Origin of the sequence: Streptomyces sp. NPDC058045, assembly GCF_042885635.1 — a bacterium.
Taxonomy (GTDB): domain Bacteria; phylum Actinomycetota; class Actinomycetes; order Streptomycetales; family Streptomycetaceae; genus Streptomyces.
Genome location: NZ_JBHVRR010000009.1, coordinates 81080 through 100380, shown reverse-complemented (window position 1 = coordinate 100380; position 19301 = coordinate 81080). Strand labels below are relative to the sequence as shown.

At 71.7% G+C, this 19301-nt stretch carries 21 protein-coding genes and 1 tRNA gene; 18 read left to right on the top strand and 4 right to left on the bottom strand.

The window, feature by feature from the left end:
- The first annotated feature begins 98 nt into the window (after nucleotides 1-98).
- From ACFVST_RS08480 to ACFVST_RS08440, 9 genes are all read left to right on the top strand, one after another.
- On the top strand, nucleotides 99-353 hold the full coding sequence (locus ACFVST_RS08480; protein ID WP_390148159.1) for a hypothetical protein: 255 nt from the start codon (nucleotides 99-101) through the stop codon (nucleotides 351-353).
- A gap of 33 nt (nucleotides 354-386) precedes the next feature.
- Entirely contained in the window at nucleotides 387-575 is a 189-nt protein-coding gene (locus tag ACFVST_RS08475) for a hypothetical protein (RefSeq protein WP_390148157.1), read from the top strand.
- A gap of 49 nt (nucleotides 576-624) precedes the next feature.
- Nucleotides 625-855: a hypothetical protein gene (locus tag ACFVST_RS08470; RefSeq protein ID WP_390148156.1), complete on the top strand. Its 231-nt coding sequence runs from the start codon at nucleotides 625-627 to the stop codon at nucleotides 853-855.
- A 30-nt stretch (nucleotides 856-885) separates the two neighbouring features.
- A complete protein-coding gene (locus ACFVST_RS08465) occupies nucleotides 886-1551 on the top strand; it encodes a hypothetical protein (RefSeq protein WP_390148154.1) in 666 nt (221 codons plus the stop codon).
- Between the two features lie 105 nt (nucleotides 1552-1656).
- A complete protein-coding gene (locus ACFVST_RS08460) occupies nucleotides 1657-2538 on the top strand; it encodes a bifunctional DNA primase/polymerase (protein WP_390148152.1) in 882 nt (293 codons plus the stop codon).
- Nucleotides 2535-3134, top strand: coding sequence for a hypothetical protein (locus ACFVST_RS08455; RefSeq protein WP_390148150.1), 600 nt, complete (start codon nucleotides 2535-2537; stop codon nucleotides 3132-3134). Before ACFVST_RS08460 ends, ACFVST_RS08455 begins: the two co-directional genes overlap by 4 nt.
- Nucleotides 3131-4144: an AAA family ATPase gene (locus ACFVST_RS08450; RefSeq protein ID WP_390148148.1), complete on the top strand. Its 1014-nt coding sequence runs from the start codon at nucleotides 3131-3133 to the stop codon at nucleotides 4142-4144. Before ACFVST_RS08455 ends, ACFVST_RS08450 begins: the two co-directional genes overlap by 4 nt.
- An 80-nt stretch (nucleotides 4145-4224) precedes the next feature.
- Complete coding sequence (locus ACFVST_RS08445) at nucleotides 4225-4398, top strand: helix-turn-helix transcriptional regulator (protein WP_390148264.1); 174 nt, start codon at nucleotides 4225-4227, stop codon at nucleotides 4396-4398.
- A gap of 70 nt (nucleotides 4399-4468) precedes the next feature.
- Nucleotides 4469-5878: a tyrosine-type recombinase/integrase gene (locus ACFVST_RS08440; RefSeq protein WP_390148146.1), complete on the top strand. Its 1410-nt coding sequence runs from the start codon at nucleotides 4469-4471 to the stop codon at nucleotides 5876-5878.
- Nucleotides 5879-6019: 141 nt separating this feature from the next.
- On the opposite strand, the gene ACFVST_RS08435 is transcribed toward ACFVST_RS08440, so the two are convergent.
- Together ACFVST_RS08435 and ACFVST_RS08430 are read right to left on the bottom strand one after the other, a co-directional pair.
- Nucleotides 6020-6106, bottom strand: a tRNA-Ser gene (locus ACFVST_RS08435).
- A 66-nt stretch (nucleotides 6107-6172) separates the two neighbouring features.
- Nucleotides 6173-7723 (bottom strand): S1C family serine protease, encoded by a 1551-nt coding sequence (locus ACFVST_RS08430; RefSeq protein WP_390148144.1) that lies wholly within the window; start codon nucleotides 7721-7723, stop codon nucleotides 6173-6175.
- Between the two features lie 196 nt (nucleotides 7724-7919).
- On the opposite strand from ACFVST_RS08430, the gene ACFVST_RS08425 reads away from it, so the two are divergent.
- The 3 genes from ACFVST_RS08425 to ACFVST_RS08415 all read left to right on the top strand — a co-directional run bounded on the left by ACFVST_RS08425 (nucleotide 7920) and on the right by ACFVST_RS08415 (nucleotide 10660).
- Nucleotides 7920-8720, top strand: coding sequence for a glycerophosphodiester phosphodiesterase (locus ACFVST_RS08425; RefSeq protein WP_390148142.1), 801 nt, complete (start codon nucleotides 7920-7922; stop codon nucleotides 8718-8720).
- Between the two features lie 171 nt (nucleotides 8721-8891).
- Nucleotides 8892-9413 carry an ATP-binding protein gene (locus ACFVST_RS08420; RefSeq protein ID WP_390148140.1) on the top strand — a complete coding sequence of 174 codons (522 nt, stop codon included), beginning with the start codon at nucleotides 8892-8894 and terminating at the stop codon, nucleotides 9411-9413.
- 269 nt (nucleotides 9414-9682) lie between these two features.
- Nucleotides 9683-10660 carry a DUF5926 family protein gene (locus ACFVST_RS08415; RefSeq protein WP_390148138.1) on the top strand — a complete coding sequence of 326 codons (978 nt, stop codon included), beginning with the start codon at nucleotides 9683-9685 and terminating at the stop codon, nucleotides 10658-10660.
- Nucleotides 10661-10897: 237 nt separating this feature from the next.
- On the opposite strand, the gene ACFVST_RS08410 is transcribed toward ACFVST_RS08415, so the two are convergent.
- Complete coding sequence (locus ACFVST_RS08410; protein WP_390148136.1) at nucleotides 10898-11665, bottom strand: bifunctional DNA primase/polymerase; 768 nt, start codon at nucleotides 11663-11665, stop codon at nucleotides 10898-10900.
- A gap of 913 nt (nucleotides 11666-12578) precedes the next feature.
- On the opposite strand from ACFVST_RS08410, the gene ACFVST_RS08405 reads away from it, so the two are divergent.
- Nucleotides 12579-13967 (top strand): PP2C family protein-serine/threonine phosphatase, encoded by a 1389-nt coding sequence (locus tag ACFVST_RS08405; protein WP_390148134.1) that lies wholly within the window; start codon nucleotides 12579-12581, stop codon nucleotides 13965-13967.
- Nucleotides 13968-14078: 111 nt separating this feature from the next.
- Nucleotides 14079-15560, top strand: a complete 1482-nt coding sequence (locus ACFVST_RS08400) for an aminopeptidase P family protein (protein WP_390148133.1) — start codon at nucleotides 14079-14081, stop codon at nucleotides 15558-15560.
- A gap of 50 nt (nucleotides 15561-15610) precedes the next feature.
- On the opposite strand, the gene ACFVST_RS08395 is transcribed toward ACFVST_RS08400, so the two are convergent.
- Nucleotides 15611-16069 (bottom strand): ATP-binding protein, encoded by a 459-nt coding sequence (locus tag ACFVST_RS08395; protein ID WP_390148131.1) that lies wholly within the window; start codon nucleotides 16067-16069, stop codon nucleotides 15611-15613.
- 228 nt (nucleotides 16070-16297) lie between these two features.
- Between ACFVST_RS08395 and ACFVST_RS08390 the strand changes: the two genes are divergently transcribed.
- The 4 genes from ACFVST_RS08390 to ACFVST_RS08375 all read left to right on the top strand — a co-directional run bounded on the left by ACFVST_RS08390 (nucleotide 16298) and on the right by ACFVST_RS08375 (nucleotide 19192).
- The gene (locus ACFVST_RS08390; RefSeq protein WP_390148129.1) at nucleotides 16298-17074 is read left to right on the top strand and encodes a hypothetical protein; all 777 of its coding nucleotides are present in this window, start codon (nucleotides 16298-16300) and stop codon (nucleotides 17072-17074) included.
- Nucleotides 17075-17218: 144 nt separating this feature from the next.
- A complete protein-coding gene (locus tag ACFVST_RS08385; RefSeq protein ID WP_390148128.1) occupies nucleotides 17219-17962 on the top strand; it encodes a YcnI family protein in 744 nt (247 codons plus the stop codon).
- A 76-nt stretch (nucleotides 17963-18038) separates the two neighbouring features.
- Nucleotides 18039-18686 (top strand): SCO family protein, encoded by a 648-nt coding sequence (locus tag ACFVST_RS08380; protein WP_390148126.1) that lies wholly within the window; start codon nucleotides 18039-18041, stop codon nucleotides 18684-18686.
- Nucleotides 18683-19192 carry a copper chaperone PCu(A)C gene (locus ACFVST_RS08375; RefSeq protein ID WP_390148125.1) on the top strand — a complete coding sequence of 170 codons (510 nt, stop codon included), beginning with the start codon at nucleotides 18683-18685 and terminating at the stop codon, nucleotides 19190-19192. Before ACFVST_RS08380 ends, ACFVST_RS08375 begins: the two co-directional genes overlap by 4 nt.
- The last annotated feature ends 109 nt before the right edge of the window (nucleotides 19193-19301 follow it).

Below are 19301 nucleotides of genomic sequence, written 5' to 3'. Positions count from 1 at the left end.
CTAGCACGCCATTGCTCCCCTGACCTGCCGTCTAGCTTCTAGCGCCGCCCTCCGCGCGCCACATCCATTTCCCGTTTCCCGCCCGAGAGGGGACCGCTATGCCGTCTTTCCTGCACTCCCTGCCCGGCCTCCTGTTCCTCACGCTCTGCTATGCCGCGCTGTGCGCCGCGAGCCCGTTCGGGACCTGCCGGAAGTGCAAGGGCTGGGGCGCCAAGGTCTCCGTCGGCCGCTTCTCCCGACGGCTCAAGCGGGGCCCGGTCTGCCGCCGTTGCGACGGCCACGGGCAGCGGCTCCGCCTCGGCCGCCACCTCTACAACGCGCTCTCCGGACTCCGCCGCGAAGGCACCCGCTGACCTCCCCTCCCGTACTCCGAAAGGTGGCCCCCCGTGGCGCTCTCCATCTCCGCCGTCGTCCTCTTCGGCGCCGTTCTCGCCCTCCTCGTCCGCTTCCGTGCCCTCGGCCCCGGCTCCGCCGTGGTCGGCGTCCTCTTCGGCTACTACCTCGCCCGCAGCGACGCCGCCTCCACCATCGACCAGCTCATGAACGCGATCAGCGGCACGGTTAGCAACTTCTGACCGCCAGTCCTCTCCGCCTCAACTCGCCCATACCGAAAGGGGATTCGCCATGCCCCACCACACCAGCCACGGCCTCTCCCTGATGGCCGCCGCTGAACTCCGCGACGCCCTCACCGCCATCGAGGAGGGCAAGGGCCCGACCGCCATCGCGGCACTGCTGGCCATCGATGAGCAGTCCTGGCAGGCCATCGACAGCCGCCTCGCCGCCGTCATCGGCAGCGACCTCCGCGCCCTCCTCCTCGCCGCCGCCGAACGCCAGGACGGCAAGCCCCTCACCTGACACCCGCTGCCCCCGCTACCGGAGGAACACATGTCCCAGACCACGCGCCCGTGGTTCGACAGCCTCACCGCGAGCGTGCACGCCCTCGGCGCCGCCGCCCGCGAGTACCGCATGGCCCACCAAGCCGCGCAGGCCACCGCCTGGCAGTACGACCCGAGCCGACTCCGCCCGACCCCCGGCTCCGTCCACGTCGTCGGCCGCCACTACCTGCCCCCACACGACAACGCCCTCTGGACCCTCCGCGAACTCCACGCCGCCACCGAACGCCGCACCAAGGAGTTCTACGAGAACACCGCCCTCGCCTACGCCTACGGTGCCGCCGCGGCGACCACCGCCGTCCTCGACGGCGAGTGCCCGTGCCATCTCACCTTCGAACGCCGTGACTTGAGCTATGTCCTGGACGGCGCCACCCTCCCCGAGGACCTGCCCGCCGCCCTCGGCGACTGGCCCGACGGCCCGAACCTCGCAGCCCTCCGCGAGATCGTCACCGAACACCTCCGCGCCCGCCAGGCCGTCCGCGAACTCTCCTTCTATGAGGACCTGTCGGACTGCGCCGACGCGGAGTTCGCCGAGGCCTCCGAGTACGCCGCGGGTCTGGCGGACGCCGCGTACGCCTACGGGGCAGCGGCGGAGCGGGCTCTGCAATTCGTACTGCTCAGCGGGCGGATGCACGACGCCGCGCAGGAGGCCGGGTGATCACCCAGGCTCTCTGAATTCTGACCGGAGCAGCGGCCGACGGGTCAACGAAGCCCGCTGCTCCGGCCCTCCCATCCCATCCAAGAAACAGGAGGTGCCCCAAGGATGCACCAGAACCCTCCCGCCCCGCTGCCGCACGCTGTTTTCGCCGCCGCCGCACGCGGCTGGCACGTCTTCCCGCTCGTCCCCGGCACCAAGCGCCCCGCCATCCGCGCCTGGGAACAGCGGGCCACGACCGACGCCGACCGCATCCGCCGCTGCTGGTCCACCGCGCCCTACAACTACGGCATCGCCACGGGCCCGTCCGGCCTCCTCGTCGTCGACCTGGACGTCCCGAAGCCCAACGGCACCCCGCCCGAGGATGCGACCGACGGCGCCGGTGCCCTGGCCCTCCTCGCCGAGGAACATGGCGCCCCGTACCCCTCCGACACGTACACCGTCCGCACCCCCAGCGGCGGCACGCACCTCTACTTCACCGCCCCCGCCGACACCCGCCTCCGCAACACCGCCGGAACCCTCGGCTCGAAGATCGACACCCGCGCACACGGCGGCTACATCGTCGGCCCCGGCAGCACCGTCCACGGCACCACCTACACCGTCACCCACGACGTACCCCCGGCCCCGCTCCCCGCCTGGCTGCTCCAACTCCTCACGCCCCGCCCCCTGCCCCCACAGATCCGCACCCTCATCCCCCTCACCGGCAAGGCCAAGCTCGACGCCTACCTGAACGCAGCCGTCACCGGCGAACTCCGCCGCATCCGCACCGCCCCCGTCGGCCGGCGCAACGAAGCCCTCTACATCGCCTCCGTCGCCCTCGGCCAACTCGTCGCCGGCGGCGCCCTCCCCACCCCCTACGTCACCGACCACCTCACCGAAACCGCTCTCGGTGTCGGCCTCCCGGAACCGGAGGCCCGCGCCACCATCACCTCCGGCCTCCGCGCCGGCGCCCGCAAGCCGCGCACCCTCGGCGGGCGGGATGCCGCGTGAACCTCACCATTCAGGACACCTACTTCGACTGGCGGCAGCTCAGCCATGCCGTGGGCTGCGCCCGTCCGTCGTGGACCGTCGACCTCCGCGAGGACCAGGGCTACCGCTCCTCGTACGCCACCGCCCGCCCCGTCCACGGATGCCCGGACGAGGACTGCGACCACGGCAGCACCTTCCCCCGCCTCACCGTTCGCGTGGTCTGCTCCTCCTGCCACACCGCCCACGTGATCCGCGGCGAGAACCCGACCTTCCGCCTAACCACCACCAAAACAACCGGAGTTGGGGAGGCCCCACGCAGGGTGGCCGGGCTCTGCCTCTGGCCGGGGATGCCGTGGTTCGACGGCGAGCCGCACCAGTGGCTCGCCACCCGGACCGCCCCCGTCCGCGTCCAACCAGCGGACGTCGTCGGGGAGATCCACGAGGAGCGCGGCCCCCGCGGCGGCACCCGCTACGCGGCCCTCGCGCTCCCCACCCCGGACGGCCGGTACGGACTCGGCACCCTCCGCTGGCAGCGCGTGCAGGAAGACCTTCGCACCCTCGCCGCAGCCGCCAAGTGGATCGCCGCCCAGCACCCCGAGGACGGCGATACGGCATGACCGGCCGACCCAACGAAACGACCATGTCGGTTACCGCCGAACCCCACCCCCTCCAGCCCGCTCAGCAGCGTATGCGCACCGCCTGGACCGCGGACGAGTTGATGGCGATGGAGTTCCCGGAGCCCAAGTGGGCTGTGCCCGGGATCATTTCGGAAGGGGTGAACCTCCTCGCCGGGCCACCGAAAGTCGGAAAGTCGTGGCTCTCCCTCGGCCTGGCCCTCTCGGTCGCGGCCGGTGGGCAGGCCATGGACAGCGTGACCGTGGAGGGCGGCCCGGTGCTCTACCTCGCCCTGGAGGACACCCCACGACGCCTCCAGACCCGTATGCGCAAGATCCTCGGCGCCGATGGCCGGGCGCCCGGCGGTCTCACCCTGGCGACCTCCTGCCCGCCGCTCCCGCAGGGCGGCAGCGAGGCCATCGCCCAATGGTGCGAGCGCAATCCGGAAGCCCGCATGATCGTCATCGACGTCTTCGCCAAGATCCGCGGCCTCTCCGCACCAGGCGCCTCCGCCTACGACGCGGACTACGCGGCCGTCGGCCACGCCAAGCGCATCGCTGACCACTACGGCATCGCCGTCGTCCTGGTCCACCACGTCCGCAAGGCCGGTTCCGACGACTTCCTCGCGGAGGTCTCCGGCACCAACGGCCTGGCCGGCGCCGCCGACGCCACCCTCGTCCTCAAGCGCTCCCGCGGCCAAGCCGATGGTGTCCTCCACGTCACCGGCCGCGACGTCGACGAATCCGAGTACGCCCTCCGCTTCCACTCGGAAGCCGGCGCCTGGCAGCTCCTCGAAGGCCCCGCCACCGACCACACCATCAGCGACAGCCGCGCCACGATCCTCCGCTACGTCAGAGAGAACCCCGGCGCGGCCCCGAAAGCCATCGCCACGGGCACCGGCCTGGCCTCTGACCTCGTCCGCCAGACCTGCTCCCGCATGGCCAAGGACGTCCAACTCATCCGCAGGGACGGCGGCTACGTCGTCCCCACCGAGAACGGGGGCTCCGCATGAACCGTCACACCCGTCACAGCGTCACCGCGGTCACGGCCACCGTCGGCCTGTCCCCGACTCCCGGCAGGGGCGGCCCCAAGATGCTGAAGCTCGCGGACGTCCTCGATGAGATCGGCATGAGCCGCGCCGCCTTCTACCGCCTCCGCGCCCGCGGTCTGGCGCCCCGTATCCGCAAGCTCCCCAACGGCCAGGTCCGCGTCAGCCGGCGCGACCTGGACACCTGGTGGGAGCAGTGCGAGCAGGACGCCGCATAGCCCGTTCATGACCTCCACGGGGCCCGTCACCCAACGGGCCCCGTTCTCGTAGAAGCCTGGCAGGAGAAACATGCTGACCTACGACGTGGACATCTGGTCCATCCGGAAACGGGCCGGCCGCAAAAAGCCGTACGAGCTGCGATGGCGCGTCGGCTCCCGCCCCCATTCGAAGAGTTTCAAGCTGAAGCCGCAGGCCGACGGCCGCCGTTCGGAACTCATGGCGGCGCTGCGGGAACGCGAACAGTTCGACGAGGACACCGGCCTGCCGGCGCGCGAACTGGCTGCTCTCTCCTCGCCCTCCTGGTTCGAGCACGCCATGGCATACGCCTTGATGAAGTGGCCGCGAGCCTCAGCAAAGCACCGTGCCGGTATCGGTGAAGCCCTGGCAGTCATCGTTCCCACACTCATCACCAGCAGCCGCGGCGCCCCCGACGCCCGCACCCTGAGAAGGGCGCTCTACCAGTGGGCTTTTCGCGGTGTGCGCAACTCGGACGGACAACTGGTCGCGAGCCATACCGCCGAAGAGGCCCCGGAGGACATCCGGTCCGCTCTGGACTGGCTCTCGCAGCACTCGATGAAGGTGCACGCACTTGAAGATCCGGCCTTGCTCCGTCCCGCACTTGAAGCCATCTCCCAGCGACTCGACGGCAAGAAAGCCGCCGAGAACACGGCTCGCCGCAAGCGGATGGTGCTGAGTAACTTCCTGCGGTACACGGTCGAAGAAAAGGGCCTGCTGACGCACAACCCCTTGGCCAGGGTGGACTGGACGCCGCCGGATACAGACGACGAAATCGACTTCCGCTACGTCCCGGACCCGGCCATGGCCCGTTCCCTCCTGACCGCGGTCCGGAATACCGGCACCCGGGGGCAGCACCTCGAAGCGTTCTTCGGGTGCCTGTACTACGCCGCCATGCGTCCCGGGGAAATCGCCTCCTTGAAGGAGGCTGACTGCACTCTGCCACCGAACACCCAGGAGGAATCCGAGAGTTGGGGCGAACTCCTCCTCGGCGAGAGCAGGCCGGAGGTGGCAAGCGGCTGGACGGACGACGGGAAGTCCTACGAGGCGCGAGGCCTCAAGCGTCGGGCGCGGGGCGCAACACGTTCCGTACCCATCCCTCCGGTCCTCGTACAGATGCTGCGCAAGCATCTGGAGACGTACGGCACCGCGCCGGACGGACGCCTGTTCCGCGCCGCGAGGGGTGGGCGGGTGCGCTCGACCGAGTATTGCGATCTCTGGGACAGCGCACGTTCCTCCGTCCTGTCCGAGGCAGAGGCCGCCACCCCGCTCGCCGAAGTCCCCTACTCACTCCGGCACGCCGGGGTGTCTCTGTGGATCAAGTCAGGGGTCGACCCGGTGGAGGTGGCCCGCCGCGCCGGCCACAGCATCGCCGTCTTGTTCCGCTTCTACGCCAAGATCCTCCGGGGCGACCAGAGCCGTTCCAAGGAGCTGATCGCACGGGAGTTGAGCAGCGGAAAGTAGCCCTCGTTCTGGCCCACAGATGGCCCACACACACTGGTCAACGGTGGGATACGGGCGAATCAGGGTGAGACATCCTCAACGCTGAAGGGGTGCCCCGAGTTCGGGGGCACCCCTTCTGACCTGCGAAGTCTCTGACCTCCGCGGAGGCGGTGGGATTTGAACCCACGGTGGCATTGCTGCCACGACGGTTTTCAAGACCGTTCCCTTCGGCCGCTCGGGCACGCCTCCTTGCTCCGCGTACCTGCTGCGGGGCGGCTACAGCCTACCGGCTGGGTCGGCCGCTTCGGTCGGTGGTTATTCGTCGCCCTTGCGCTGGCCGAGGACGACGTCGGAGGTGCGTTCCTTGCCGTCCCGCTTGTATGTGATCTTGACGGTGTCGCCGGGCTTGTGGGTCCAGATCTCGCCGATCAGGGTGGGGCCGCTGTCGATCACCCGGTCGTCGAGCTTGGTGATGGTGTCGCCGGGCTTGAGTCCGGCCTTGTCGGCGGGGCCGCCGCGGGTGACCGGAGCGGTGCCGGAGGCGCCCTCCTGGGTGATGGTGGCCCCGCTGTCCTGCTCCTGGAGGGAGACGGAGGCGCCGATCACCGGGTAGACGGGCTGGCCGGTCCTGATGAGTTGCTTGGCCACATTGGTGGCCTGGTTGACGGGGATGGCGAAACCGAGGCCGATGGAACCGCTCTGGCTGGAACCGCCGACTCCGCCACCGCCGGTGGACTGGATAGCCGAATTGATACCGATGACAGCGCCGTGCTCGTCAAGGAGCGGGCCACCGGAATTGCCCGGGTTGATGGAGGCGTCGGTCTGGAGCGCGCTCATGTACGAGGTCTTGCTCTCGGCGCCGTCGCTGGTGGCCACCGGGCGGTTCTTGGCGCTGACGATGCCGGTGGTGACCGTGTTGGACAGGCCGAAGGGGGCGCCGATGGCGATGGTGGAGTCGCCGACGGCGACCTTGTCGGAGTTGGCGAGCGCGAGGGGGCGGAGGTTGGACGGGGCGTTCTTCAGCTTGATGACGGCCACGTCGTAACCCTGGGCGTGGCCGACGACCTCGGCGGCGTACTTCTTGCCGTCCGCGAAGGTCGCGGAGAGCCGGCCGCCGTCGGCGGCGCTGGCCACCACATGGTTGTTGGTGAGGATGTGGCCCTGCTTGTCGTAGACGAAGCCGGTGCCGGTGCCGCCCTCGCCGTTGCCGCCCTCCGCCTCGATGGTGACGACGCTGGGCAGCGCGGCCGCGGCGATCCCCGCGACGGACCCGGCGGCCCGCTTGACGCTCTGCGGGGTGTCGGCGGAGACGGTGGTGGAGCCCGTGGTCCGGTCGCCGCGTTCCGCCGCCCAGTAGCCGATACCGCCGCCGACACCGCCGGCGACCAGGGCGGCCATCAGCACGGCGGCGAGCAGCCCACCGCGCCCACCGGACTTCTGCGGCTGCTGGTACGAGGCGCCCCAACTGCCGCCCGCACCCTGGGAGTAGGCGGGCACCGGCGGGGGAGGCGGCGGCCAGTCACCGACCGGCCCGCCCTGCTGGGGGTGACCGCCAGGCGCCTGCCCCGGCTGCGGCGGCGCACCGTACGGCGGCGCCGGCGCCTGATGCGTATCGCCCCCGCCCACCGGCATCTGCCGCGTTTCCCCCTCCGCCGAAGCCGGGGCACCCGGAGTGCCGGGAGCGGCCGAGGCACCCTGATCCGAGGGACTCGAAGGGTGCCCGTCCCCCTGCCCGGCGGGCTCGGCCCGCTCAGCGGGCTCGGTGTCTGAGGTGGAGGTGGTCGGGGGCGGAGTGGGAGCGTCCACCGGGGCCGGAGGTGCGGGCGGGGCCGGGGGTACCGCGTTGCCCTCGTTCTCGGTGCTCACAGCTCTTCTCCCTGATCCACGGCTGTTCTGATCGTTTCCGGCATACGCATTTGTACGACGCCCAGCTTTTCCCATGAGCCGTCAGGGCACCATAAGCCGTACCTGTGCGTCCCCCATCCTTTACGTCCGCGCAGGCCGGCGCATCCGCTACGGGCCGTCCACCCGCGCATCGCCCCCGGGGTGGCACCATGACGCGGTGAACGCCGCACCCCAGATCCAGGTGGTCGCCCATCGCGGGGCCTCCCGTGACGCCCCCGAGCACACCCTGGCCGCCTACCGGAAAGCCATCGAGGACGGGGCCGACGCGCTGGAATGCGATGTACGGCTGACCGCGGACGGCCACCTGGTGTGCGTCCACGACCGCCGCGTCAACCGTACGTCCAACGGCCGCGGTGCCGTCTCCACCCTGGAGCTGTCCGAACTGGCCGCCCTCGACTTCGGTTCCTGGAAACAGCGCGAGCGCGAAGCCGAGGAACCCGACTGGTCCGGGGCGCCCGACACCTCGGTGCTGACCCTGGAGCGGTTGCTGGGCCTCGTCACCGACGCCGACCGCCGGGTGGAACTCGCCATCGAGACCAAGCATCCGACGCGCTGGGCGGGCCAGGTCGAGGAGCGGCTGCTGGTGCTGCTGCGCCGCTTCGGCCTGGACTCCCCTCGCCCCGGCACCTCGTCCCAGGTCCGCGTGATGAGCTTCTCGGCCCGCTCCCTGCAGCGCGTACGGGCCGAGGCGCCGGGCCTGCCGACCGTGTATCTGATGCAGTTCATCTCGCCACGCCACCGGGAGGGCCGGCTGCCGCCCGGGGTGGGCATCGCGGGCCTCTCCCTGCGGATCGTGCGCAACCACCCCGGGTACGTACAGCGGCTGCGGGGCGCCGGGCACGGAGTGCACGTATGGACCGTGGACGAGCCGCACGACGTGGAACTCTGCGCCTCCCTCGGCGTGGACGCCATCATCACCAACCGACCGCGCGAAGTTCTGACCCAGTTGGGACGGTAACGCCCCTCCTCCGCCCACCCATCCCGGTCACCGAAAGTGCACCGGCGCATACGCTGCGCGTCCACCCGCGCCTGACGGTGTCGAGTGCGTCACCACGTGCCGGTTGGCCGGTTTCCGGCCCATCCGAGTGGGGCATCCAACCCGTGGCGTGGGGCAAAGGAGGTCTCGGGGGTGGCGTTGGTGGTGGCACAGGAGGTGCCCGCGTCGTCGAGCATGGCCGTACCTCACGGCCCTGCCGGCGTGGGGCGGGCAAGACACCGGATGCGGGAGCAGTTGCGCGGGCACGGGGTACCGGAAACCGTCGTTGACGACGCAGAACTAGTCCTGTCCGAACTTCTCAGCAACGCGTGTCGGCACGGCCGGCCGCTCGGCGAGGCGCTCGCCGGAGACGGTGACGTACGGGCCGCGTGGCGGGTGGAACCGCAGGGGCGGCTGACTCTGGAAGTGACGGACGGCGGCGGTCCCACCAGACCAATTCCGGCCACTCCTTCCGTCACCGCACACGGCGGCCGCGGCCTCAACATCATCACCGCCCTGGCCGCGGACTGGGGCGTAAGGGACGAAGTACGCGGCGAGGTCACCGTATGGGTAGTCCTGGCCGGCCAAGAGCACCCGTACGACAGCCTCACCCCGCTCACCCCATCCCCCACCCCGGCCCGCCCCGCCAACTCCCGTACACAACGCCCCCGTTGACGAAAGGGGCGGCGGAAACGGCGAGAAAGCCGGAATCGCACCGAAGGGGGTGTGGGGGGATGTTCGCCCGCAGGAGCCGGTGCAAGTAGGCGGCAACCCAACGGCCCACGTCCACGTACCGGCTCCGAGGACGGACATCCCCCCGCACCCCCGACCCCCACGAAACCGCACCCGCAAAGCGCACCGGCAAAGCACACCGCAGCACCCCCGCAGGGAACCCGCTAGGCTCGCCGCCGTACCGCACGAGCCGTCATCGGGAGACCTCCACCATGGCCAAGAAGCGCCCCCAGTCGAAGGGCAACCGCCCGCAGCAGAGCGCCCGAGCCGCGGACGGCAGCATTCCGGTGGTCGGTGCCCGGGAGTCCTGCCCCTGCGGTTCCGGCCGGCGCTACAAGGCCTGCCATGGACGGGCCGCCGCCCAGGCCGTGACGGAGCTGGTGCAGCGCCCCTTCGAAGGCCTGCCCGCGGAGGGCGACTGGGTGGCCCTGCGCGAACTGGTGCCGGCCGCCACGGTGGAGCTGACGCTGAAGGACGGACTGCCCGAGGGCGTGCCGTCGGTGACCCTCGCCACGGTGCTGCCGATGGCCTGGCCCGCGCTACGCCGTGAGGACGGTTCCGTCCTGCTGGGTTTGCAGAACGACACGTCCTCCGGCGACCTGAGCAGGGACCTGGCCGACATCCTCCGGCGTGCCCTGGAGACCGAGCCCGGCAGCCCCGTGCCGGCCCGCCGCGCCCCCGCGGACGGCGCCCGCCTCCAGGACCTGCTGGACGCCTCGGCCCCGTTCGAGCCGGCGGTGCACTCCGGTTTCGAGTTCTGGGTGCCGGACTCGGACAGCAGCACCCCCGAGGTGACCGCCTCCCTGGAGCGGGCCAACGAGGCCGCCATCCCGACGGCCCGCCTCTCCGGCGTGGACGCCGCGTACTGGTGCGAGACGCCGGAGAAGAACCATCTGCGCTGGGTGATGCCGCACGACGAGGAGCGGCTGCTCGACGCGCTGGCCCGGCTGCACGCGGCGGGCGAGTCCGCACTCGGCGAGGGCACCCGGCTGGTCGGCTCGTTCCGCGCGCACGGGCTGACGGTGCCGGTGTGGGACCTGCCGAGCGAGATGTCCGCGGCCGACGTGGAGAAGCCGGCCGCCGCCTTCGCGGAGCGCCTGACCAAGGCGCTCGCCGTATCGGCCCCGCTCAACGCGGACGAGCGCCGGGCCCGCAGCGGTCTCACCAACCGCCAGGTGACCCTGAGCTGACCGGACCCCACCGCGGGTGAATCCGGTCACAACTCCCGCTCTCCGCAGGTGAATCCGGTACGGATTGGCCTGGATCGAATTTGCGAACGGCAGATCTCTTGTTACCGTTCAGATAGCCCGGTTGCTGGTGCATCCCCCGTCGCCAGCAACCGGGTCCTTTCATATCCGGCGCACCTGACGAGCCCGGAACAGCGGCCGACGCGACACGGCACCGCCCCCCACATACAGGCCCCGCCGTCACACCTCCGGCGTCCCCACCCCGCTCCCGCTCCCGGTGAGCGCGTCGACCACCGCGTCCACCACCGCCTCCACATCCGGCACCCATGGCGCCGCCGACCCCGGCAGCGGTGCGCGTTCCCAGCGGACCTGGCCCTGCCCGGTGCGGGAAGGCGGCAGCGCCAGATAGCCACCGTCGCCGTGGAAGCGGAGCGAGCCGGGCACGAAGTCCTGGGCGTAGAGGAGTTCGCCGAGCTGCTCCATGGTGTAGGGCGCGACGAGGATGGACCAGCGGGCCGGGGTGGCGATGACCGGCCCGAGCCGGATGCCGCGCCGGTCCAGGGTGTGCAGCGCGCGGGACGCGGCGAGGGCCGGCAGGCTCACCGCGCAGGGCGCGTGGCCGCCGGTGGCGAGGATCACCGGGGCGGTCGGCCGGTTGGTCCACCACCAGCCGACCATGCGCCGGTCGGTGGTGGCGGCGAGCAGTCCGGGCTCGAAGGGGTGGGCGCCGGGCACCGTGCACTCCGGGTCGGGGCAGGCGCAGCGGATGCCGCGGCCGGTGGTGAGCCCCACGCCGGGAAGGACGGGCCACCGCCATGCCGTCGCGTAGGTGAGCGCCTCGCTGAGCATGTCGGGCCGCCTCTTCTTCCGTTCGTTGATCGCTGTGGCGGTCAGGGTGCCGACCGCCCGTCTGGCTTGCCGGAGCAGGGTGGACGGCTTGACCGGCCGGGCCGGGAACTTGACTGGCCGGGACAGGAACCTGGGTCGCCTTCCGAGGATCTCGCGCATGAGCGCTCGTTCCTTTCCGTTGAACACCGAGGGCCGCAGCACACCGTGTGCCGATCATTTCGCTGTGCGTACTTCGGGCACGTACCGCTGTGCGCCGGTACGTACTGACCTGTCGCCGCACGTGCCTTGTGTCCGCACGCGCCGCCGTGCCTACCGCTGTGCCTGTTCGCCGTGCCGTGCGTACCGCCGGGCGCTTCCGCTGCCGCCGGAGGTGTGCCGTGCTCCTCCGTGCCGCGGGGGCGGGCGCCCCTGGTGCATTCGCTGCCGTGCGTGTTCTGTGCTCCGCCGCAGGCCCCGGCCCGAGCGGCCGTGTTCGGCGTGAGCCGGTGCGCACCGGTGGCCGGTGCAGTCGCGGCGGATGCGGGCGCCAAGCCCGCGCCGCGGCCCGCGATGAGGCGGTACTCATCGTGGGCTCGGTCAGGGGTGGCGGCGCCTGGCGAATTGCCGCACTGAGGTATTGCTTGCCGCCTCCGCCACGGAGGATGGGACTTGCGGCTGCCGACGGGTAGGACGCCCGGATCCGCCGCCGGGTTCCGGGGGTTGACCCCGTGTTTCCCAGCGCGTCTACCGAGTACGTACCCGTCCCGGCCGTGGTGACGCTCCTGCCGAGTCGCGGCGCGCATACCGCGCACGCCGTGAACTCAGCCCAGTCGACCGCAATATGCCAATACTCGCAGCGTTTTTAAGACAACGTGACCCGACTGCAACCACCGCACCAGCGCCATCGCCGCACCACACTCGCACCGCACCGGAGGCCGTGTCGACAACGGGAATAACGCCAGGGCAATCGCCTGAACGATGCTTTACATCACATCTGCCCTGCGTGTACTTGTGGAGACATGGCTGCGGTGCCCAACGACAGGGGGTTTGCGATGCTTTTGAGCACTACGCACCGGCCAGGAAGCCGAACATCATGAGCGCCCCGCACCTGCCAAAAGTGGCTGGAATCGATTCAAGTGTCCCGGCCCCCGCCCACACTGTCCAGCCTTCCCCGGCCCCCACCCGCGTCATCCCGGGCCCGGGCGCCGCCCTCCAGGACCGCCTGGCCGGCTGGGTCTCCGATCTCACCACCCTTCAGGAACTCACCGAACGCCTCGCCCGCACCACCACCCTCGGCGAAGCACTCGACGAACTCCTGCGTGCGGGCGCCGCGTTGGCCGGTGCGCGCCGCGGCATGGTCGTCCTGGAACCGGCCGACGGGCTCGGCCCGGACAGCACCGTCGGCCTCGGCCTGGCCCGGCACGACCTCGGCACCATCGAGACCATCCCCTGCGGCACCACCCCCTACGGCCGCCTGGTGGAGACTCCGCCCGGACTGCCGGGCGGCAGCGGCGAGTTGGCGCGCCCCGACCTCCTCGCCGAGAAGGGCCTCGACCCCCGGCACCGCGAGGTCGCCGCCCGCCTCGGCATCGGCGCCAGCTACGCACTCGCGCTCGCCACCACCGCCGCCGGCCCCCTCGGCGCCGCGGTCTGGCTCTACGACGAGCCCGCCGAGCCGCCCGAGCGCCGCCGCCACCTCCTCGGCCGCTATGTCCGCTACGCCACCGAGCACCTGGCCCGCCTGCTGGAGCTGGAACGTTCCCGCGCCGAACTGGCCACCGTCACCCAGGAGTTGCTGCCCGCCCGGCTGCCGCGGGTGGCTGGCGTCGAACTGGCCGTACGGCACCGCTCCGGCCCGCGCGGCGGCGGCGACTGGTACGACGCGCTGCCGCTGCCGGAGGGCGCCCTCGGGCTGTCCGTCGGCTCGGTCACCGGGTCCGGGCCGAGCGCGGTCGCCGCGATGGGCCGGCTGCGCGCTTCACTGCGGGCGTACGCGGTGATGGAAGGGGAGGATCCGGTGGCGGTGCTGTCGGATCTGGAGCTGCTGCTGCGGCTGACCGAACCGGCCCGCAGCGCCACCGCCCTCTTCGCCTACTGCGAGCCCGCGCTGCGCCGCCTCACGCTGGCCGGTGCCGGGCACTGCCCGCCGCTGATCGTCGGCGAGCGGCGCACCGAGTTCGTGGAGACCTCGGTCTCCGCGCCGCTCGGCATGCTGGCCTGCTGGGAGGCGCCCAGCGTGGAACTCCAGCCGGCCGCCGGGGAGACGGTGCTCTTCTGCACCGACGGACTGCTGCAACGCACCGGCGACGCGACCGACCGCGCCTACGCCAAGCTGCACGCGGCCGCGGCGGGAGTGCCGTCGGCGCTGCGCGACGATCCGGACGCCATCGCGGACCATGTCCTGCACACCGTGCTGCCGGACGGCCTGGACCGGGCGGACAGCCCGGAGGACGTCGTACTGCTGGCGGCCCGCTTCCGCTGACATCCCGACGGGCAGCGCGCTCGGGGCCCGGGTCTTCGGGGCCTGGGGGACGCGCTCGGACGGCCATACCATGGAGGGCGGTCCTGCGTTGCACGTTTTAAGGAGAAGACCGTGGCCGAAGAGTTCCCGGAGACACCGGAGACCCCGGAGATCACCGAGACCGAGAACGCGGCCGGGGAGCCGATCAAGCAGCGGAAGAACGGCCTGTACCCGGGAGTGTCCGAGGAACTGGCCGCGAGCATGAGGTCCGGCTGGGCCGACACGGAGCTGCACGATCTGCGGCCCGTCGAGCAGGCCGACCGCACCGCCGCCCGCCGCGCCGCCCTCTCCGCCCGCTTCCCCGGCGAACGCCTGGTGATCCCCGCCGGCAATCTCAAGACCCGTTCCAACGACACCGCCTACCACTTCCGCGCCTCCGTCGAGTACGCCTACCTCACCGGCAACCAGACCGAGAACGGCGTCCTCGTCCTGGAGCCCACCACCGGCGGCCACCGGCCGACCCTCTACCTGCTGCCCCGCTCCGACCGGGAGAACGGCGAGTTCTGGCTGGACGGCCAGGGCGAGCTGTGGGTGGGCCGCCGCCACTCCCTGGCCGAGGCGGAGCGGCTGTACGGCATCCCGGTGCGCGACGTCCGCGAGGTGGCCGAGGTGCTGCGCGCCGGGAAGGGCCCGGTCCGCGTGGTCCGCGGCCAGGACACCGGCGTCGAGGCCGCCCTCACCGACAAGGTGACCGCCGAGCGCGACCAGGAACTGCGGGTCTTCCTCTCCGAAGCCCGCCTGGTCAAGGACGACTCCGAGGTGCGGGAGCTCCAGAAGGCCGTGGACTCCACGGTGCGCGGCTTCGAGGACGTGGTCCGGGTCCTGGACCGCGCGCAGGCCACCAGCGAGCGCTATGTCGAGGGCACCTTCTTCCTGCGCGCCCGGGTGGAGGGCAACGACGTCGGCTACGGCTCGATCTGCGCCGCAGGACCGCACGCCTGCACCCTGCACTGGGTGCGCAACGACGGCCCGGTCCGCGCCGGCGACCTGCTGCTGCTCGACGCGGGCGTGGAGACCCACACCCTCTACACCGCCGACGTCACCCGCACCCTGCCCGTCGACGGCACGTACACCGCGATCCAGCGGAAGATCTACGACGCGGTGTACGCGGCGCAGGAGGCGGGCTTCGCGGCGGTGCGGCCGGGCGCCAAGTACCGCGACTTCCATGACGCGGCGCAGCGGGTGCTCGCCACCCACCTCGTGGAGTGGGGCCTGGTGGAGGGCCCGGTGGACCGGGTGCTGGAACTGGGCCTCCAGCGCCGCTGGACCCTCCACGGCACCGGCCACATGCTCGGCCTCGATGTGCACGACTGCGCCGTCGCCCGCACCGAGACCTATGTCAACGGCACCCTGGAGCCCGGGATGTGCCTGACGGTGGAGCCGGGCCTGTACTTCCAGGCGGACGATCTGACAGTGCCGGAGGAGTACCGCGGGATCGGTGTCCGTATCGAGGACGATCTGCTGGTGACCGAGGACGGGAACCGGAACCTCTCCGCGGCCCTGCCCCGCCGGTCCGACGAGGTCGAGCGGTGGATGGCCGGACTGCGCGACTGACCGCGCCCGGCGCCTGAACGTACGGGCGGCCGCCGTGTGCCACCCGCCGCTCAGACCACCGACAGCGGGGCGTCCTCGCGCCATTTGAGGATCTTGTCGAAGCTGACGACGGCTCCGCCGTGGGCGCCGGGCCGGTTTCCGAAGTGCACATGGTCGGCGAGCTGCTCGATCAGGCAGAGGCCGCGGCCGCTCTCCGCGCTCCCGGCGGCCGGGCGGGCCGCGGTGCGGGCCCGCCCGGCGGGAAAGCCGGGCCCCGAGTCGGCGACCTCGATACGGCACCGCTCGCCGTCCAGATAGGCGGTGACGCGATAGTCGCCACCGGCGCCGTCGACGCTGGCGGCGCCGCCGTGCTCGACCGCGTTGGCGCAGGCCTCGCTGAGCGCCACGGAGAGATCGAAGGAGATGTCGGGGTCGACGCCCGCCGCGTCCATCGCACCCAGCAGCAGACGGCGGGCGAGCGGCACACTGGCCGCTTCACGCCGCAGGTGGAGTGACCACAAGATGCTCATGCTCCAGCCTCCCGGCCGCGGCTCGACATACCGATACGTATTGCCGCAAGGGGGAGTACGTAAGCGCGAGGTTGACGTGAGACCGCTCGTTCGGCGGATGTGGCCCGCCGCCCGCCTCCGGTATGTCACCGCGCCCCAAGTCTCCGCATCCCCACCCTTACGCGGCTTTTGGCGGGCGGGAGACCTGCCGTGAGGGTGCCGGGAGGGCGGTGGGATGATGGGGCCGCCATGACTGCCCCCGACCTGCGCGAGGCGCGCACCGGAGTCGATCTCCGGTTGCTGAGGGCCGCGGTGTTCACCGCGGTCTGCGTCGCCCTGTCCGCAGCCGGGCACGTCCTCGCCTCCCGTACGCCGGTGCCGCTGTGGGCGCTGGGTGCCGGGTTCCTGGTGGTGTTCGCGGTGGCGGTGCCGCTGGCCGGGCGGCCTCGGTCGCTGCCCGGTATCGCCGCCGTACTCGCGGTCGGCCAACTCGCCCTGCACACGCTCTTCGGCTGCGGCCAGCACGCCTCGGCCGCCGGTTCGACGGGCGGTGACTCCGCGCTCGTGGCGCAGGCGGCGCGGCTGATGTGCGGGGTGCACGCGGGCTCGCTCAGCCCCGGGCAGGCGCACCGCATCCTGGTCGACGCCGGGGTCCATCCGGCGGCCGGGGCCGCGGGCATGGGGGACGGCGGAGTGCCGGGGCCGCTGATGCCCTCGCTGCCGATGGTCCTCGGCCATCTGCTGGCCGCGGTGGCCGCGGGCTGGCTGCTGCGCCGCGGTGATCTGGCGCTCCTCCGACTGGTGACGCTCTCGGCCCGGGGCGCCGCACAGAGCGCCCTGATGCCCGCCCTGCGCGCGGCACTCCGCCTGGTACGGGCGCTGCGCGCGGGCCTGCCCGGCACCGGCCCGCTGCGGCCGCTGCCCCGGCTGTGCGACGCGCCCGCGCCGCCCGTACCGCAGGCCGCCGCGCTTCAGCACACGGTGATCAGGCGCGGGCCGCCCGCCGCCCTCCGGCTCGCAGCCTGACGCGGCACCCTGGGGTCCGGCGGTCCGCCGGACCTGTGTGCGGCACGCCCGGTTCGCGGCGTGTGCCCACCACAGGAGGGGTGTCGTGCGGCACGCTCACGTGCCTCCTCACCGTTTCCTCCTGACGATGGAGTGTCTTCTGCCATGAAGGTTTCCCGCGTTCTCACCGTGGGCGCCGCCGCCGCGGCCGCCACCCTGGGCCTGTCCGTGCCGGCGTTCGCGCATGTCACCGTGCAGCCCGAGGGCGAGGCCGCCAAGGGCGGCTACACCGTGGTCGACTTCAAGGTGCCCAACGAGCGCGACAAGGCCTCGACCACCAAGGTCGAGGTGAGCCTGCCGGTGGACGAGCACCCGCTGGCGTCGGTCTCGCCGGAGCCCGTGCCCGGCTGGACCGTGAAGATCACCAAGAGCAAGCTGGCCAAGCCGATCCAGGTGCACGGCAGCAGCATCGACGAGGCCGTCTCCAAGGTGACCTGGACCGCCGACGGCAAGGGCATCGAGCCGGGCTACTTCCAGAAGTTCCCGCTCTCCGTGGGCCAGCTCCCCGAGGACACCGACCAGCTCGTCTTCAAGGCCGTCCAGACGTACTCCAACCATGAGGTGGTGCGCTGGATCCAGCCGCAGCAGAAGGGCGAGGAAGAGCCCGAGAACCCGGCGCCGGTACTGGAGTTGACGGCTGCGGCCGAGGGCGGGCACGGCGCCTCCGCGGCTTCCGGCGCGGCTTCCGACGACGCGAAGAACGCCTCGGGCTCGACCGGCGATCAGACCGCGGCCGCCGCGGACGACGTGGACACCACGGCCCGGGTGCTGGGCGCCGTCGGCATCGTCGTCGGCGTACTGGGCGTGGCGTTCGGGGTGCTCGCCGGGCGCCGCCGGACCACTGGCTGACCACCGTTCCCCCCGGGCGGGCCGGACGGCGTTCCGGCCGGCCCGCCCGGGCCTGAAACACCCTGGAATCTCACTGATGCCTAGAAAATCCCTCCTGGCCGCCTCCCTGTTCGCCGCCGCCTCGCTGGCACTGACCGCATGTGGCGGCAACGACGGCGACGACTCTCCCGTGAAGGTCTCCGACCAGCAGAAGAAGGGGACGGCGACCGTACTGGACCAGCCCTTCACCAAACCGGACCTGGTCCTCACCGACACCCACGGGAAGAAGTACGACCTGCGGGCCGAGACCGAGGGCCGCCCGACACTGCTCTACTTCGGCTACACCAACTGCCCCGACGTCTGCCCGCTGACGATGAGCAACATAGCCGTCGCCAAGAAGCAGTTGCCGCGGTCCGAGCGGGACCGGCTGCGGGTCGTCTTCGTCACCACCGACCCCGGGCGGGACACCCCGAAGGCACTGGGCTCCTGGCTGCGCGCCCAGGACCCTCAATTCACCGGCCTCACCGGCGACTTCAAGAAGATCCAGACCGCCGCCCGGTCCCTCGGCATCAGCATCGAGCCGCCGAAGAAGGACAAGGACGGCAAGACCGTCTCCACCCACGGCACCCAGGTCCTGGCCTTCTCCCCCAAGACCGACCAGGCGTACGTCCTCTACGGCGAGGACGCCACCGTCGACGACTACACCCGGGACCTCCCCAAGCTGGTCAAGGGAGAGAAGCCATGAGGCCCGCGGTCCCCTCGCCCCGGGGTGGGATATGGGCCGCCGGTGCGGCCGCCCTGGCCGGTGTGCTGGCGCTGGCGGGCTGCGGCGGGAACGACGGCGGGAAGTCCGACGCCGGTGCGAAGCCGCGGCTCAGTGTCGGCGGCGCCTTCATGCCCCAGCCGGTGACCGCCGCCATGGCCGCCGGCTTCCTCACCGTCACCAACGAGGGCGGCGCCGACACCCTCACCTCGGTGAGCAGCGAACTGTCCGACAGCGTCACCCTGCACACCACGGACGGCGGCTCGATGAAGGAGAAGGACTCCTTCACGGTGCCCGCGCACGGCCGCCTCGACTTCGGCCGCGGCGGCAACCATCTGATGTTCGGCAAGCTGGCCCGGCTGCCACGGCAGGGCGACACCGTGCGGATCACCCTGCACTTCGAGCGGTCCGGTGCGGTACGGGTTGCCGTCCCGGTGAAGTCCGCCACCTACCAGCCGGGCCGCCCGAGCCGGCCGACGTCCCCGTGAGGAGCTGACCGCCCGTGCCGACCCCGCCGACCGCCTCCGCCCAGAACCCACCGAGGGCGCCCCGCGGCCTGCCCGTATCCGGCCTGTCCGTACGGGCGTTGGGTGCTGT

Coding starts and splice junctions, on each gene's coding strand:
- ACFVST_RS08480 (WP_390148159.1), top strand. CDS start 99: ATGCCGTCTTTCCTGCACTCCCTGCCCGGCCTCCTGTTCCTCACGCTC.
- ACFVST_RS08470 (WP_390148156.1), top strand. CDS start 625: ATGCCCCACCACACCAGCCACGGCCTCTCCCTGATGGCCGCCGCTGAA.
- ACFVST_RS08465 (WP_390148154.1), top strand. CDS start 886: ATGTCCCAGACCACGCGCCCGTGGTTCGACAGCCTCACCGCGAGCGTG.
- ACFVST_RS08460 (WP_390148152.1), top strand. CDS start 1,657: ATGCACCAGAACCCTCCCGCCCCGCTGCCGCACGCTGTTTTCGCCGCC.
- ACFVST_RS08450 (WP_390148148.1), top strand. CDS start 3,131: ATGACCGGCCGACCCAACGAAACGACCATGTCGGTTACCGCCGAACCC.
- ACFVST_RS08445 (WP_390148264.1), top strand. CDS start 4,225: ATGCTGAAGCTCGCGGACGTCCTCGATGAGATCGGCATGAGCCGCGCC.
- ACFVST_RS08440 (WP_390148146.1), top strand. CDS start 4,469: ATGCTGACCTACGACGTGGACATCTGGTCCATCCGGAAACGGGCCGGC.
- ACFVST_RS08415 (WP_390148138.1), top strand. CDS start 9,683: ATGGCCAAGAAGCGCCCCCAGTCGAAGGGCAACCGCCCGCAGCAGAGC.
- ACFVST_RS08410 (WP_390148136.1), bottom strand. CDS start 11,665: ATGCGCGAGATCCTCGGAAGGCGACCCAGGTTCCTGTCCCGGCCAGTC.
- ACFVST_RS08405 (WP_390148134.1), top strand. CDS start 12,579: ATGAGCGCCCCGCACCTGCCAAAAGTGGCTGGAATCGATTCAAGTGTC.
- ACFVST_RS08395 (WP_390148131.1), bottom strand. CDS start 16,069: ATGAGCATCTTGTGGTCACTCCACCTGCGGCGTGAAGCGGCCAGTGTG.
- ACFVST_RS08390 (WP_390148129.1), top strand. CDS start 16,298: ATGACTGCCCCCGACCTGCGCGAGGCGCGCACCGGAGTCGATCTCCGG.
- ACFVST_RS08385 (WP_390148128.1), top strand. CDS start 17,219: ATGAAGGTTTCCCGCGTTCTCACCGTGGGCGCCGCCGCCGCGGCCGCC.
- ACFVST_RS08380 (WP_390148126.1), top strand. CDS start 18,039: ATGCCTAGAAAATCCCTCCTGGCCGCCTCCCTGTTCGCCGCCGCCTCG.
- ACFVST_RS08375 (WP_390148125.1), top strand. CDS start 18,683: ATGAGGCCCGCGGTCCCCTCGCCCCGGGGTGGGATATGGGCCGCCGGT.